We start from the raw sequence: 12,323 nt of genomic DNA, 5'->3' as shown, positions 1-12,323 counted from the left end.
CGTACGAACCGTCCACGGCCGTGCGCACGCCACCCACTGCGGGCGTGGCGTGCGCACGGCCGTGTCCGCGAGGGTGCGTCCGGCCGTGTCCGCGTGCGTCCGGCCGTGCCCGCGCCGCCGGAGCGGTACGGAGCGCCGGGCGTCCGGTGGACCGCCGTGCGCCGTCAGAACGCAGCGGAAGACTCCGGCGCCGGTTCCGACCAGATGTCCGGCGGCACCGTCCGGATCCGGCGGCCCGCGTGGTCCAGCTCCTGAGCCTCCGACTTGCGCACGTACAGCGACACCGCCGAGTCGGTGATCCGCAGCCCGGGCAGCCGCCGCGCGAGGTCGGCGGTGTAGCGCGAGAGGTCCTCCACCGTGCGCAGCCGCGCGCCGATCATGAAGTTCCAGCGCCCGCTGACGGACATGCAGGTACGGGTCTCGCGCAGCCCCGCGGCCGCCGCCGCGCAGTCCGCCACCTCGTACTCGGGCACCTCCGCCCACACCGTCGCCGAGACCGGCCACCCCGACAGCCCCGACGCGAGCGCGCTGCTGAAGCGCAGGCTCTGCCCCGCCTCCAGCCGGGCCAGGCGCCTGCGCAGGGTCGACTCGCTCATGGCGAACTCCCGGGCCAGCGACGCCACGCTGCGGCGCGCGTCCGCGGCCAGGGCCAGGACGAGCGGCCGTTCCTCCTCCGCCAGCGAGGCCGCGGCCGACGGCGCCGCCGAGAGGGGTCCGCCCGGCGGGCGGCGGGGCCGGCCGGTCCGCCCCGTCAGCCGGTCGCTCTGCGCCGGGGTGAGCTGGTCCAGCCGCCAGCGGTCCGGGGCGTGGTGCACGGCCGTGACCACCGAGGACCGGGTGGAGACCACCCCGGGGATCAGCTGCACCCGGAAGGACAGGTACCGGTACAGCGCGTGCACGTCCGGGACCGCCACGAAGACCAGCAGGTCACGGCCGCCGGTGAGGTGCTCCACGCCCAGCGCGTGCGGGTCGCCGGACAGTACGGCACCCACCGCGGGGGAGGTGCCCGCGGCGCAGGTGATCTCCACCCAGGCCATCCGGGGCGGCCTGCTGCCGGTGAGCAGCCCGATCCCGCTGATCCACGCCTCACCGGACTCCGTCAGCCGCTCCCAGCGGCGCGCCAGGGTGTCCGGGCGGGCGCCGAGCACCGGGCCCAGCCGCTCCCAGCTCGCGCGCGGAGCGAGCTGCAGTGCGTGGACGAGCGCCCGGTCCATGTCGTCCGTGGCGGAAATGGCCGAATTCATCATCCTCACCTGGTGGATCTCCCGGTAGCCGTTCGGTCATCCGGACTTTCGGCCGATCATCTCTCTTCCTGTATTCAACAGCTCAACGGGGCTGTCGCAGGCAGGTTCAGGACATCGGGGGAGGATCTGTGGGGGAGGCCGGCGCGGGCATGCGCCAGACGGTGCCCGCGGAGCTGTCCAGTTTCATCGGCCGCGAACGGGAGCTGGCCGCCGTCGCGAAGCTGCTCGCGGTCGAACGACTGGTCACCCTCACCGGCCCGGCCGGCATCGGCAAGACCCGGCTCGCCGTGCGCACCGTACGCTCCCTGAACAGCAGCGAAGGCACCGACGTGTGCTGGGCCGACCTGGCCCGCCTGGACCCGCCGCGCCTGCCGGAGCTCGAAGCCGAGCTGCTGGCGGCGCTCGCGGGGCGCGAGGTGCTGCTGGTGCTCGACGGCTGCGAGCAGCTGCGGGGCCAGGCGGGGGGCCTGGCCGGGAGGCTGCTCGCGGTCCTCCCCGGCCTGCGGATTCTGGCCACCTCGCAGCGCCGTCTGGGGCTCCGTGAGGAGGCCGCGTCGGCCGTACCGCCGCTGTCGCTGCCCGCGGCGCCCGGGGCGGCCGCCGGGCCCGTCGGGCGGATGCCGGTGGCCGAGATCGCCGGGTACGCGGCCGTACGGCTCTTCGAGGAGCGGGCCCGGGGCGCCGACCCCTTCTTCGCGCTGACCGAACGCAACGCGGGCGCCGTTGCGGCCCTGTGCCGGGCCCTCGACGGGATCCCGGGCGCGCTGGAGCTCGCCGCCGGGCGCTCGCACCAGTACGCCCCCGACCAGGCGCTGCGCCGGCTGGCCGCGGATCCGCTGACCTTCCTCGCCGGCGGCGCGGGCCGGGGGACCCGGGTCGACGCCGAGCGCTCCCACCGGCTGGCGCCGCCCGCCGAGCGGCTGCTGCGCGAGCGGCTGTCCGTCTTCGCCGGCTCCTTCGACCTGGCGGCCGCCGCGGAGGTGTGCGGCTTCGGCGTGCTCACCCGGGAGAGCGCCGCCGAGGTGCTGCACGACCTCGTCCCCGGCCTGCTCGCGGACGGCACGGGGCCGGACCGCTACCGGCTGCCGCTGTCCGTACGGGCCCACGCGGCCCGGCTGCTCGCGCACGGCCCGGCCGGGGAGGGGGCGACGGCCGCCCGGCGCCACCACGAGCGCTGCCGGGTGCTGGCGGAGCGGGCGGCGCAGCTGTGGCGGGAGGGGGCGCAGCAGGAGGCGCGGGCCCTGGCCCTGCGGGAGCTGCCGGAGCTGCGGGTGGCGATGAACCCGCTGTCCGCGGCCGGCCCGGCCGCCGCACTGGAGATCGCCGTGTCGCTGTGGTTCCTGTGGTCGGCGTGCGGGCTGACGGAGGAGGGCCGGCGCCACGTGGAACGCGCCCTCGCCCTGCACCCGGCACCGCGCCCGGCCCGCGCGCTGTGGCTGGCCGCCTGGCTGGTGGCGAGCCTCGGCGAGGCGGCCGCGGCGGACCCGCTGCTGGTGGAGGCGTGGAGCGCGGCCGTACAGGAGGGGGAGGACACCTGCCTCGCCTACCTCGCGCACGTGCGGGGGACGGTCGCGCTGTGGGAGGAGCGGTACGAGGACGCCGCCGCGGAGTTCCTGGAGGGGCTGGAACTGCTTCCGGAGCAACCGGAGTTCGGCCCCGGCCGGGAGGCGCTGCGCGCCGCGCACACCATGGCGCTGGCCCACACCGACCCCGCGTCCGTCCCGGTCGAGGCCGGCCCGTCCGGCCTGCCGTCCGCTTTGCCGGGGGACCCGCCGTCCGGTCTGCCTGGGGGCCCGTGGTCCGGTCTGCCGTCCGACCTGCTCGGCGGCCCGCACTCCGGCCCGCCCAGGGGGCCGCGGGCCGGCGCCGGTGATCCCTGGGCGTGCGCCTGGAGCGAGTTCTCCCACGCGATGGTCCACCGCCACGGGGGCCGTCCGGCCGAAGCCCGGGCCGCCCTGCTGCGCACCCTGCGGACCCTGCTCGCCCTCGGTGACGGCGTCGGCCAGGCCTTCGCGGTGGAGGTGCTCGCGGAACTGGAGGCGGACCGGGGGCGGTTCGCGGAGGCCGCACGGCTGCTCGGCTGCGTCTCCCGCACCCGGCCGGCGGCCGCGCCCGCCCCCCGCGCCGAACGGGTCCTGCGCGCCCGGCTCACCCCGGAGGCCTTCCGCTCGGCCCTCCGGGAGGGCGCCCGCACCCCGCTGCACCGCCTGCTCCCGGAACTCTGACCCGGGCGCGCCGCCGCTCGCGCCTCAGGGCGTCCAGAGCATCAGATTGCTCATCAGTTCGGCCTGTTCCACGGCGTCGTCGAGCGCGTGGTGCGTGTGCCTGCGCGTGGAGTGCAGTTCGCGCGGCATCCGGCCCTTGACCGCGGCCCGCAGCGGCACCCGCGCCTTCGTCGCGTACAGGGTCTTCATGTCCAGGCAGCCGGAGTGGCCGAAGGGGCTGTCCCCGCCGAACCGCATCAGGTACCAGTACAGGAAGGTCCAGTCGAAGGAGGCCGGATAGCCGCACATCACGGGCTGTGCGCCCGCCTCCGCCGCCACCTCCCGCACCCAGGCGCGGAACGCGTCCATGGCGGCCCCCGGATCCTCGCCCTCGCGGACCAGCCGGTCGCGGTCCAGCCCGCTGACGGCGAGCGCCTCGGCGACGTACTCGTCGCTGATGGGCCGCAGCTCGCGGTAGAAGGTCTGCCGCTCGGGGTCGGCGGCCGTATACGCGTCGCCTTCCTGCCGCCCGGCGACCGCGGCTCCGAAGCTGATCATCGAATACGGTCCTGGAATGGGTCCGTCGGCCTCGATGTCGACGGAGATGTAAAGACTGGGACGTGCGTTGCGGACTGCCATGCGCGAGAGCATGCCAGCCACCGCCCCGGACGATCACCTCATTTCCCGGTCGACGGCCGTGGGGCCCGGGGGGAGACTGGGAAGAGGGCCGTGCGGCGGATCGAGGTAGTGATCATGTTCGAGGACACCAAGGCGTTCAGCGGCTTCTCCGTCGACGACCTGGGCCGGGCCAAGGAGTTCTACGGCGGCACGCTCGGGCTCCGCGTCACCGAGACGGCGGAGATGCCGCTCCTGACGCTGCACCTCGCCGGCGGCACGGAGGTGATGGTCTACGCGAAGGACGACCACCAGCCCGCGACCTTCACGATCCTCAACTTCCCCGTGGCCGACGTCGAGAAGGCGGTCGACGAACTGACGGCGAAGGGCGTCCGCTTCGAGCGCTACGAGGGGTTCGAGGCCGACGGCAAGGGCATCGTCCGCCCGGACGACGGGCCCGCCGCCATCGCCTGGTTCAAGGACCCGGCGGGAAACGTCCTGTCCGTGCTCAGCGAGTCCGTGTAGGACCCGACCGCGGCCGCGGGACCAGGGCCGGACCCTGGTCCCGCGGCACGGCTACGGGGCCGGGGTCAGGTACATCCCCGTCTCGTCCCCGCCCGCGGTGTTCTTGCAGCCGACGCCGGAACCGGCGGGCTGGGCGAGCGCCAGGGCGAGGCAGCGGCCGGCCGCCAGCTGGCCGTAGTAGTTCGGGTGCATGGACTCCTGGACCAGGCTCTGGGTCTCGCTGCTGTCGATCCAGCGCGCCCATTCGCTCGTCTTCGCCGAGGCGGGCACCGTCGAGCTCACCAGCTTGCTGGACTTGGCGCACACCTCCCGCCCCTGGAGCATGTCCCGCAGGTCCAGGAACTGGACGCCCTTGGCCGCGGCGACCCCCTTGATGCGGTTCGCGATCTGCGGCACGAGCGAGTCCCGCGCCCAGTCCGAGTCCCGGTTCCAGAACGGGCAGCCACCGGTGTTGAGCCGGCTCCAGTCGCTCTGCGTGTACCGGTTCTCCGCGCCGCGCGGGATCGGCGACGGGTAGGACTGCAGCACGATCCGGTACGAGGAGTCGGCGTACCCGGCCGCCCGCATGACGGCCCGGATCTCGTCCACGGATTTGCCGGCACCGGCCATCGCCGCGTCGATCTTCCCGTCCACCACGGCCTGCTGGTCGTCGTAGCAGTAGGAGTACCAGAGGCTGAAGTCGAGCGCGCACTCCTTGATGATGTCGGCGAAGCCCAGGTCGTTCCCGCCGATGGACAGCGCGATGACCTTGACGTCGTGGCTCGCGGCCACCGCGGCGAGCTGATCGGCCTGCGGGGCCTCGCCCTTGAAGGAGACGCCGCCACTGGCGGCCCGGAACACGTTCTGCGAGACCGCCCCGGAGCAGGCGAGGTTCACCGCCACGTCGGCGATCGCCCCGGCGCTGCGCACCTCGGCGGAGTCCGAGCGGTGACACCCGCCCGCAGTGGTCCCGTACACCTTCGCGGGGTCGTAGACGCTGCCGCTGACCCAGGCCCGGTCGGTCCCGTTCCGGTTCCCGGTGTTGGTGAGGCTGTTGCCCTTCCAGCGCCCGGCCTCGCCGGAGATGTAGCTGTCGCCCATGGACACCACGGCGGTGGGGCCGGTCCCGGAACTGGCGGCGGAGGTCCCGGCCCCGCCGGCCAGCAGCGCCCCGACGGCGAGCGGCAGAACCATCCCGGCCCCGGCCAGTCGTCGCACACGACGGCGGTCCCGGTCCTTGCTTGCGGTGCGGAATCCGATCACTGCGGAACTCCTGCGTTCGGCCATGCCGAAGTCGGCAACGACTCCGTTGCGTGGCTGGGAAGTGGGGGTACCGCCGGCCGGTGGCAACGGAAAGGTGACACGCAGCCGCTTGTTACCGCTAGGTACAGGCAAGTTACGAACGAGTAACGACCGATCGGTCGTTCGGCCCTGATTCGGCGTCAGTGGCGGCTGTTAGATTTCGCGCAACAAAGAGTTGAATGGGGTGGGGTTAGGGTGCAGATTTATCAAATCCTCGACAAAGTGGACTCTGGGGACATTGCGCTCCCCGAGTTCCAGCGCGGCTACGTGTGGACCCGCGACCAGGTCCGCGCCTTCTTCCACTCCATGTACCGGGCCTACCCGGTCGGCAGCTTCCTGACCTGGAGCACCAAGGCCGAGACGGCGGACACCCGGGGCGGCCCCTCGGGCAAGGACGGCACCATCCAACTGCTCCTCGACGGTCAGCAGCGGGTCACGACTCTTTACGGGGTGACGCGGGGCGAGGCGCCGAAGTTCTTCGAGGGCAAGGCCGCGGCTTTCACCGGCTTGCACTTCAACGTCCGCACAGAGGTCTTTGAGTTCTACGCGCCCGCGAAGATGAAGAACGATCCGACCTGGATCGATGTGACGGGCCTGTTCCAGGCAGGGATCGACGGCCTGTTCGGCATCGTGCAGCAGACTGGCGCGGGCCCCGAGTCCCTCGGGCTCTACCACGGCCGGCTGGTCCGAATCCTCCAGATCAAGGAACGGCAGGTCCACATCGAGGAGGTGACGGGCCCGGACAAGACCGTCGACGTCGTCGTCGAGATCTTCAACGAGGTCAACTCCGGTGGTACGAAGCTCTCCAAGGGCGATCTCGCGCTGGCAGCCCTTTGCGCGGTCTGGCCGGACGCGCGGCCGAGCATGAACGGCGCCCTGGCGCAGTGGGCGGCCGCGGGATACGACTTCAAGCTCGACTGGCTCCTGCGCAACGTCAACGCCGTCCTGAAGGGCGAGGCCCAGTTCGAGAAGCTGGCCGACGTGGGGGTTGCGGAGTTCAAGACCGGACTCAAGGCCTCGACCGAGGCGGTGTCCCACCTGCTGGACGCGCTCGGCGGGCGGCTGGGGCTCGACCACGACCGGGTGCTCAGCGGCCGCGCCGCGTTCCCCGTGATGAGCAGGCTGCTGCACCAGAACGGCGGCTGGTTCCCGGATGCGATGACGCGCGACCGGCTGTTCTACTGGTACATCCACAGCTTCTTGTGGGGCCGATACGCAGCGTCCGTCGAAACCACCCTCAACCGCGACCTCGACGCCCTGGACAGCGGTGGAGTGGACCAGCTGATCGCGGTCCTGCGGCGCAGCCGCGGCCACCTCGAGATCACCGCCGACGACTTCGACGGCTACAGCATCGGGGCGCGCTTCTACCCTCTGCTCTACATGCTTTCCCGGGTGTACGGCGCGCAGGACCTCATCAGCGCGGTACCGCTGAAGCACAACATGCTCGGCAAGATGGCCTCGCTCCAGGTACACCACATCTTCCCCAAGGCCCGGCTGAGGGACCACGGATACGGCCGGGGCCAGATCAACGCGGTCGCGAACTTCTGCTTCCTCACGCAGGACAGCAATCTGAAGATCAGCGCGAAGGACCCGGTCGAGTACCTGGAAGAGGTCGAGGCCAGGAATCCCGGCGTGCTCGCGAGCCAGTGGATTCCCCTGGACCGGGATTTGTGGAAGGTCGAGAACTACCCCGACTTCCTGAAGGCCCGCCGGGAGCTGCTGGCCGACGCCGCGAACGGGTTCCTCGGTGCGTTGCGCGACGGCCCCTCGCCCGTGGCGCTCACCGGGCCGACCACCCAGCCGCAGGGGGTGCAGGTGGCGCGGGCTGTGGAGACGGCTCCGGTGACCGGGGGTGACGACGAGGTCCCCGGCATGGACGAGCTCCTCCGGGCCGTTGCCGACGCGGGGCTCTCCATGCCGGACACGGAGGCCGAGGTGGCGGATCCGGCCACCGGTGAGGTGATCGCCATCGCGGCGGCGGTGTGGCTGCGGGGACTTCAGGAGGAGGCGGGCAGCCCTGTGGTGCTGATCTTCGAGCCTGAGCCCGAGGTGCAGGCGGCCCTGGAGGTGGGCGGGTACCGGGTGTTCCACACGGCGGACGCGTTGCGTGCGTACATCGAGAACTCCCGTGCGGGCCGCAGCGGGTAGCGAACGTGATCGTGCCCCCGGAGCCGTGGGGCTCCGGGGCACGATCAGGCGTTCGACTCCTGTGCGTATCAGTCGAAGCCGGGTACTAGCCGACGAGCTGGTCGTACGCGGGGAGGGTCAGGAAGTCCGCGTAGTCCGCGTCCAGGGAGACCTGGAGGAGGAGGTCGTGGGCCTGCTGCCACTTGCCGGAGGTGAAGGCCTCCTCGCCGACCTCGGTGCGGATGGCGGCCAGCTCCTCGGCCGCGATCTTGCGGGTCAGGTCGGCCGTGGCGGTCTCGCCGTTCTCGAAGACGACGCCCGCGTTGATCCACTGCCAGATCTGCGAGCGCGAGATCTCCGCGGTGGCCGCGTCCTCCATCAGGCCGAAGATGCCGACGGCGCCGAGGCCGCGCAGCCAGGCCTCGATGTAGCGGATGCCGACCTGGACCGCGTTGCGCAGGCCGTCGTACGTCGGCTTCGCGTCCAGGGAGTCGATCGCGATGAGCTCGCCCGGGGCCACCGACACGTCCTCGCGCAGCCGGTCCTTCTGGTTCGGCTTCTCGCCGAGCACCGCGTCGAAGGAGGCCATCGCGATCGGGACCAGGTCCGGGTGGGCGACCCAGGAGCCGTCGAAGCCGTCGCCCGCCTCGCGGTCCTTGTCGGCCCGGACCTTCTCGAACGCGATCCGGTTGACCTCGGCGTCCTTGCGGGACGGGATGAAGGCCGCCATGCCGCCGATGGCGTGCGCACCGCGCTTGTGGCAGGTGCGGACCAGCAGCTCGGTGTACGCCCGCATGAACGGGGCGGTCATCGTCACCGCGTTGCGGTCCGGGAGGACGAACTTCTCGCCGCCGTCACGGAAGTTCTTGACGATGGAGAAGAGGTAGTCCCAGCGCCCGGCGTTCAGGCCCGCCGCGTGGTCGCGCAGCTCATAGAGGATCTCCTCCATCTCGTACGCGGCGGTGATCGTCTCGATGAGGACGGTCGCACGGACGGTGCCCTGCGGGATGCCGACGTAGTCCTGGGCGAAGACGAAGATCTCGTTCCAGAGGCGGGCCTCCAGGTGCGACTCCGTCTTCGGCAGGTAGAAGTACGGGCCCTTGCCGAGGTCGATCAGGCGCTGCGCGTTGTGGAAGAAGTACAGGCCGAAGTCGACCAGGGAGCCGGAGGCCGGCGCGCCCTCGAACCGGAGGTGGCGCTCCTGGAGGTGCCAGCCGCGCGGGCGCATGACGACGGTCGCCAGCTCGGCGGCGGGCTTGAGGGCGTACGCCTTGCCGGTGCGGGCGTCGGTGAAGTCGATGCGGCGCTCGTAGGCGTCGATCAGGTTGAGCTGGCCGAGGACGACGTTCTCCCAGGTGGGAGCAGAGGCGTCCTCGAAGTCGGCGAGCCAGACCTTGGCGCCCGAGTTCAGGGCGTTGATGGTCATCTTGCGGTCCGTCGGACCGGTGATCTCCACGCGGCGGTCGTTCAGCGCGGCCGGGGCCGGGGCGACCTTCCAGTCTCCCTCGCGGACCTGTGCGGTGTCCGGGAGGAAGTCGAGGGTGGAGGTCCGGGCGATCTCGGCGCGGCGCTCGGCGCGGCGCGCGAGGAGCTCGGCGCGGCGGGGGGCGAACCGCCGGTGGAGCTCCGCCACGAAGGCGAGGGCCGCCTCGGTCAGGACCTCGTCCTGCCGGGGCAGGGGCTCGGCATCGACGATGGCCAGCGGGGACGGCGCTGGTGCGGACATATCTGTCACTCCTTCAGCGGCGGTGCCTGGCGGCCGCGGGGGAATGCTCGCGCTGGACGGCACGCAGTGTCGTCGGGTGTGGAGAGTTCCGGCATACGGTCGCGGGCGCCGAATGTGGTTCAGGGCGCTTCTGACCAGTGGATAGTAATTTCCTCATGGTGGAAGTTCAATGGTTTGTTGATGTCGAGATTCTCTGAGTCGACAGATTCCACTTCCTCGTGGCCCTCAGTGCCATCACCGTCACACCGTGCTCAGGAGAGACGGGCCAGGTCGGGCGGCGTGTCGATGTCGAAGGCCTCCGCCACGTCCGCGCACTCCACCAGGACGAGCTCCCCGGCGTGTCGCGCGAGGTGCACCCGCGCGCCCTTGTCGCCCGTCGCCGTCGACGCGATGTCCGCCCAGCGGTCCGCGCCGAACAGCACGGGGTGGCCGCGCTCCCCGTCGTACGCCGCCGCCGCCAGGCTCGCGGGAGAGCGGTACGCCTCCCGGACCCGGGCCACGGCGGCCGGGCCGATCCCGGGCTGGTCCACCAGCGAGACCAGGGCCGCGCTCGCGCCCGTACCGGCCAGCGAGGCGAGGCCGGCCCGCAGGGAGGAGCCCATCCCCTCCGCCCAGTCCGGGTTGTCCACGACCGTGCAGCCGGCCAGGTCGGCCCGCTCGCGCACCTCGCCCGCGGACGCGCCGAGCACCACGTGCACCGGGCCGCAGCCCGCCTCGCGCAGCACCCGTACGGCGTTCTCGACCAGCGGGCGGCCGCGGTGGGGGAGCAGGGCCTTGGGGCGGCCCCCGAGGCGCCGGCCGCCGCCGGCCGCCAGGAGCAGGCCCGCGATCACCGGGGGAGCGGTGCGGGCAGCGGGTTCGGTGTCGGCTGGCATGCCACCGATTCTCGCTCCTGCAGGGCCGCCCGGCGGCGCCCCGTCAGGAGGCCCAGTACGGAGGCCAGCGCGGCACCGATGCGCAGCGGCTCGGAGACCCGGTTCTCGGCGGCGGCCAGCAGGGCACGTTCGTCACGGTCGGTCAGCATCTCGGCTTCTCCTTGCCAATCGGGGGCCAATACGGCGAGTCTGGTCCTCGATTGGCCTGGCTGGCAGAGCCAATCAGGGGAGGTTGGCATGGCAAACGGGCGAGTCGTCCACACAGCGGACAGGACCATCGGCAGCCGCCAGCTCGCGGCCCTCCTCCCCGCCGAGGTCCTGGCCCGCCCCGGCTACCGTTCGCTCGCCGACGCCGTCCGCACCCTGATCCTGGACGGCCGCATCGCCCTCCACGTGCGGCTGCCCGCCGAGCGCGAGCTCGCCGAGGCCGTCGGCGCCAGCCGGGCCACCGTCACCGGCGCCTACGACCTGCTGCGCGAGAGCGGCTACGTCCGCAGCAGGCGCGGCGCCGGCACCTGGACCGAACTCCCCGACGGCCACCTCCCGGTCGGATCCCCCGCGATCGTCGGGACGGGCGCACGCGCCGACGGCGACTCCGGCGTGGACCTCGCCATCGCCGCCATGGGCGCCCCCGCGGACAGCTTCGCCGAGGCCTTCGCCTGGGCCGCGCAGAGGCTCCCCGAATTTGCCCGGACCCCCGGCTACCACCCCTACGGCCTGCCCGACCTGCGCACCGCCGTCGCCGACCGGTTCACCCGGCGCGGGCTGCCCACCCGCCCCGAGCAGATCCTGGTCACGGCCGGGGCGCAGCAGGCCCTCGCGCTGGTCGTCAGCCTGCTGTGCCGGGCCGGGGACCGGGTCGTCACCGAGAACCCGACCTACGCCAACGCCCTCGACGCCCTGCGTCACGCCCGGGTGCGCACCGGCTCCATAGCCGTCTCCGACGCGGGCTGGGACATGGAGATCGCAGAGTCCACCCTGCGCCAGACCGTGCCGCGGCTCGCGTACGTGATCCCCGACTTCCAGAACCCGACGGGCAGCCTGATGCCGCCGGAGCAGCGGCTGCGGCTGCTCGCGGCGACCCGGTCCACGGGGACCTGGCTGGTGGTCGACGAGACCATCGCCGACATCGCCCTCGACGTGCCCGCGCCCGCGCCGCTGGCCTCGCTCGCCCCGCGCGGCGGCGCCGACCACGTGATCACCATCGGCTCGCTGAGCAAGACCCACTGGGGCGGCCTGAGGGTCGGCTGGATCCGGGCCACCGCGAAGATGATCACCGAGCTGACGGCCGTACGGGTCTCGGCGGACATGACCGGCTCGGTCCTCGACCAGCTGGTCGCCCTCCCCCTGATGGACGGCCTCGACCGGTCCCTGCCCGCACGGCTCGAGGAGCTGCGCACCCAGCGCGCGGCCCTCGTACGGTCCCTCCAGCGGCACACCCCCGAATGGTCCTGGCAGCTCCCGCCGGGCGGCCTCTCCCTCTGGGTGGACCTCGGGGAGCCGGTCAGCTCCGCCCTGGCCGAGCGAGCCGCGGCGGCCGGCGTCCACATCGGCCGGGGCGCCCGCTTCGGCGTGGACCCGGGCACCTTCGAACACCGCCTCCGGATCCCGTACACCCTCCCGGCCGACCGCCTGGACGAGGGCGTACGCCGCCTCGCGAGCGCCTTCCACGACGGCGTCCCACTCCCTCCGGCGGTGGAACGGCCGCACTGGGTGGCGTAGCGGG

Annotated in this window: 10 protein-coding genes; 4 read left to right on the top strand and 6 right to left on the bottom strand. The window is 72.7% G+C overall.

What is annotated here, in order from left to right:
* Positions 1-164: 164 nt before the first annotated feature.
* Positions 165-1,244: an Lrp/AsnC family transcriptional regulator gene (locus ACIGFK_RS23875; protein ID WP_376662309.1), complete on the bottom strand. Its 1,080-nt coding sequence runs from the start codon at positions 1,242-1,244 to the stop codon at positions 165-167.
* 149 nt (positions 1,245-1,393) lie between these two features.
* On the opposite strand from ACIGFK_RS23875, the gene ACIGFK_RS23870 reads away from it, so the two are divergent.
* Positions 1,394-3,469 (top strand): ATP-binding protein, encoded by a 2,076-nt coding sequence (locus ACIGFK_RS23870; RefSeq protein ID WP_400053481.1) that lies wholly within the window; start codon positions 1,394-1,396, stop codon positions 3,467-3,469.
* Positions 3,470-3,493: 24 nt separating this feature from the next.
* Here the strand turns inward: ACIGFK_RS23870 and ACIGFK_RS23865 are convergent, their stop codons facing one another.
* On the bottom strand, positions 3,494-4,087 hold the full coding sequence (locus tag ACIGFK_RS23865; RefSeq protein WP_376662307.1) for a 3'-5' exoribonuclease domain-containing protein: 594 nt from the start codon (positions 4,085-4,087) through the stop codon (positions 3,494-3,496).
* 114 nt (positions 4,088-4,201) lie between these two features.
* Here ACIGFK_RS23865 and ACIGFK_RS23860 point away from each other — a divergent pair, with 114 nt between their 5' ends.
* The gene (locus ACIGFK_RS23860) at positions 4,202-4,588 is read left to right on the top strand and encodes a VOC family protein (protein ID WP_386464064.1); all 387 of its coding nucleotides are present in this window, start codon (positions 4,202-4,204) and stop codon (positions 4,586-4,588) included.
* 51 nt (positions 4,589-4,639) lie between these two features.
* Here the strand turns inward: ACIGFK_RS23860 and ACIGFK_RS23855 are convergent, their stop codons facing one another.
* Entirely contained in the window at positions 4,640-5,761 is a 1,122-nt protein-coding gene (locus ACIGFK_RS23855; protein WP_400053513.1) for a GDSL-type esterase/lipase family protein, read from the bottom strand.
* Between the two features lie 303 nt (positions 5,762-6,064).
* Between ACIGFK_RS23855 and ACIGFK_RS23850 the strand changes: the two genes are divergently transcribed.
* On the top strand, positions 6,065-8,017 hold the full coding sequence (locus tag ACIGFK_RS23850; RefSeq protein WP_400053479.1) for a DUF262 domain-containing protein: 1,953 nt from the start codon (positions 6,065-6,067) through the stop codon (positions 8,015-8,017).
* 85 nt (positions 8,018-8,102) lie between these two features.
* On the opposite strand, the gene aceB is transcribed toward ACIGFK_RS23850, so the two are convergent.
* The 3 genes from aceB to ACIGFK_RS23835 all read right to left on the bottom strand — a co-directional run bounded on the left by aceB (position 8,103) and on the right by ACIGFK_RS23835 (position 10,746).
* Complete coding sequence (aceB, locus tag ACIGFK_RS23845; RefSeq protein ID WP_386464067.1) at positions 8,103-9,722, bottom strand: malate synthase A; 1,620 nt, start codon at positions 9,720-9,722, stop codon at positions 8,103-8,105.
* 251 nt (positions 9,723-9,973) lie between these two features.
* Positions 9,974-10,597, bottom strand: a complete 624-nt coding sequence (locus ACIGFK_RS23840; protein WP_386464070.1) for an NTP transferase domain-containing protein — start codon at positions 10,595-10,597, stop codon at positions 9,974-9,976.
* Positions 10,552-10,746: a hypothetical protein gene (locus ACIGFK_RS23835; RefSeq protein WP_386464073.1), complete on the bottom strand. Its 195-nt coding sequence runs from the start codon at positions 10,744-10,746 to the stop codon at positions 10,552-10,554. Before ACIGFK_RS23835 ends, ACIGFK_RS23840 begins: the two co-directional genes overlap by 46 nt.
* Positions 10,747-10,834: 88 nt before the next feature.
* Between ACIGFK_RS23835 and ACIGFK_RS23830 the strand changes: the two genes are divergently transcribed.
* Positions 10,835-12,319: a PLP-dependent aminotransferase family protein gene (locus ACIGFK_RS23830; protein WP_400053476.1), complete on the top strand. Its 1,485-nt coding sequence runs from the start codon at positions 10,835-10,837 to the stop codon at positions 12,317-12,319.
* Positions 12,320-12,323 lie beyond the last annotated feature (4 nt).

It is taken from the genome of Streptomyces sp. NPDC085524, from assembly GCF_044541755.1.
GTDB lineage: Bacteria > Actinomycetota > Actinomycetes > Streptomycetales > Streptomycetaceae > Streptomyces.
Note: the sequence above shows the minus strand (reverse complement) of the source record. Positions and strands in the feature narration are given on the sequence as shown.

Excerpts from the sequence above, each read along its gene's own strand:
- ACIGFK_RS23870 (WP_400053481.1), top strand. The coding sequence starts at position 1,394 with ATGCGCCAGACGGTGCCCGCGGAGCTGTCCAGTTTCATCGGCCGCGAA.
- ACIGFK_RS23830 (WP_400053476.1), top strand. The coding sequence starts at position 10,835 with ATGGCAAACGGGCGAGTCGTCCACACAGCGGACAGGACCATCGGCAGC.
- ACIGFK_RS23865 (WP_376662307.1), bottom strand. The coding sequence starts at position 4,087 with ATGGCAGTCCGCAACGCACGTCCCAGTCTTTACATCTCCGTCGACATC.
- ACIGFK_RS23840 (WP_386464070.1), bottom strand. The coding sequence starts at position 10,597 with ATGCCAGCCGACACCGAACCCGCTGCCCGCACCGCTCCCCCGGTGATC.
- ACIGFK_RS23860 (WP_386464064.1), top strand. The coding sequence starts at position 4,202 with ATGTTCGAGGACACCAAGGCGTTCAGCGGCTTCTCCGTCGACGACCTG.
- ACIGFK_RS23855 (WP_400053513.1), bottom strand. The coding sequence starts at position 5,761 with ATGGTTCTGCCGCTCGCCGTCGGGGCGCTGCTGGCCGGCGGGGCCGGG.
- ACIGFK_RS23875 (WP_376662309.1), bottom strand. The coding sequence starts at position 1,244 with ATGAATTCGGCCATTTCCGCCACGGACGACATGGACCGGGCGCTCGTC.
- ACIGFK_RS23835 (WP_386464073.1), bottom strand. The coding sequence starts at position 10,746 with ATGCTGACCGACCGTGACGAACGTGCCCTGCTGGCCGCCGCCGAGAAC.
- aceB (WP_386464067.1), bottom strand. The coding sequence starts at position 9,722 with ATGTCCGCACCAGCGCCGTCCCCGCTGGCCATCGTCGATGCCGAGCCC.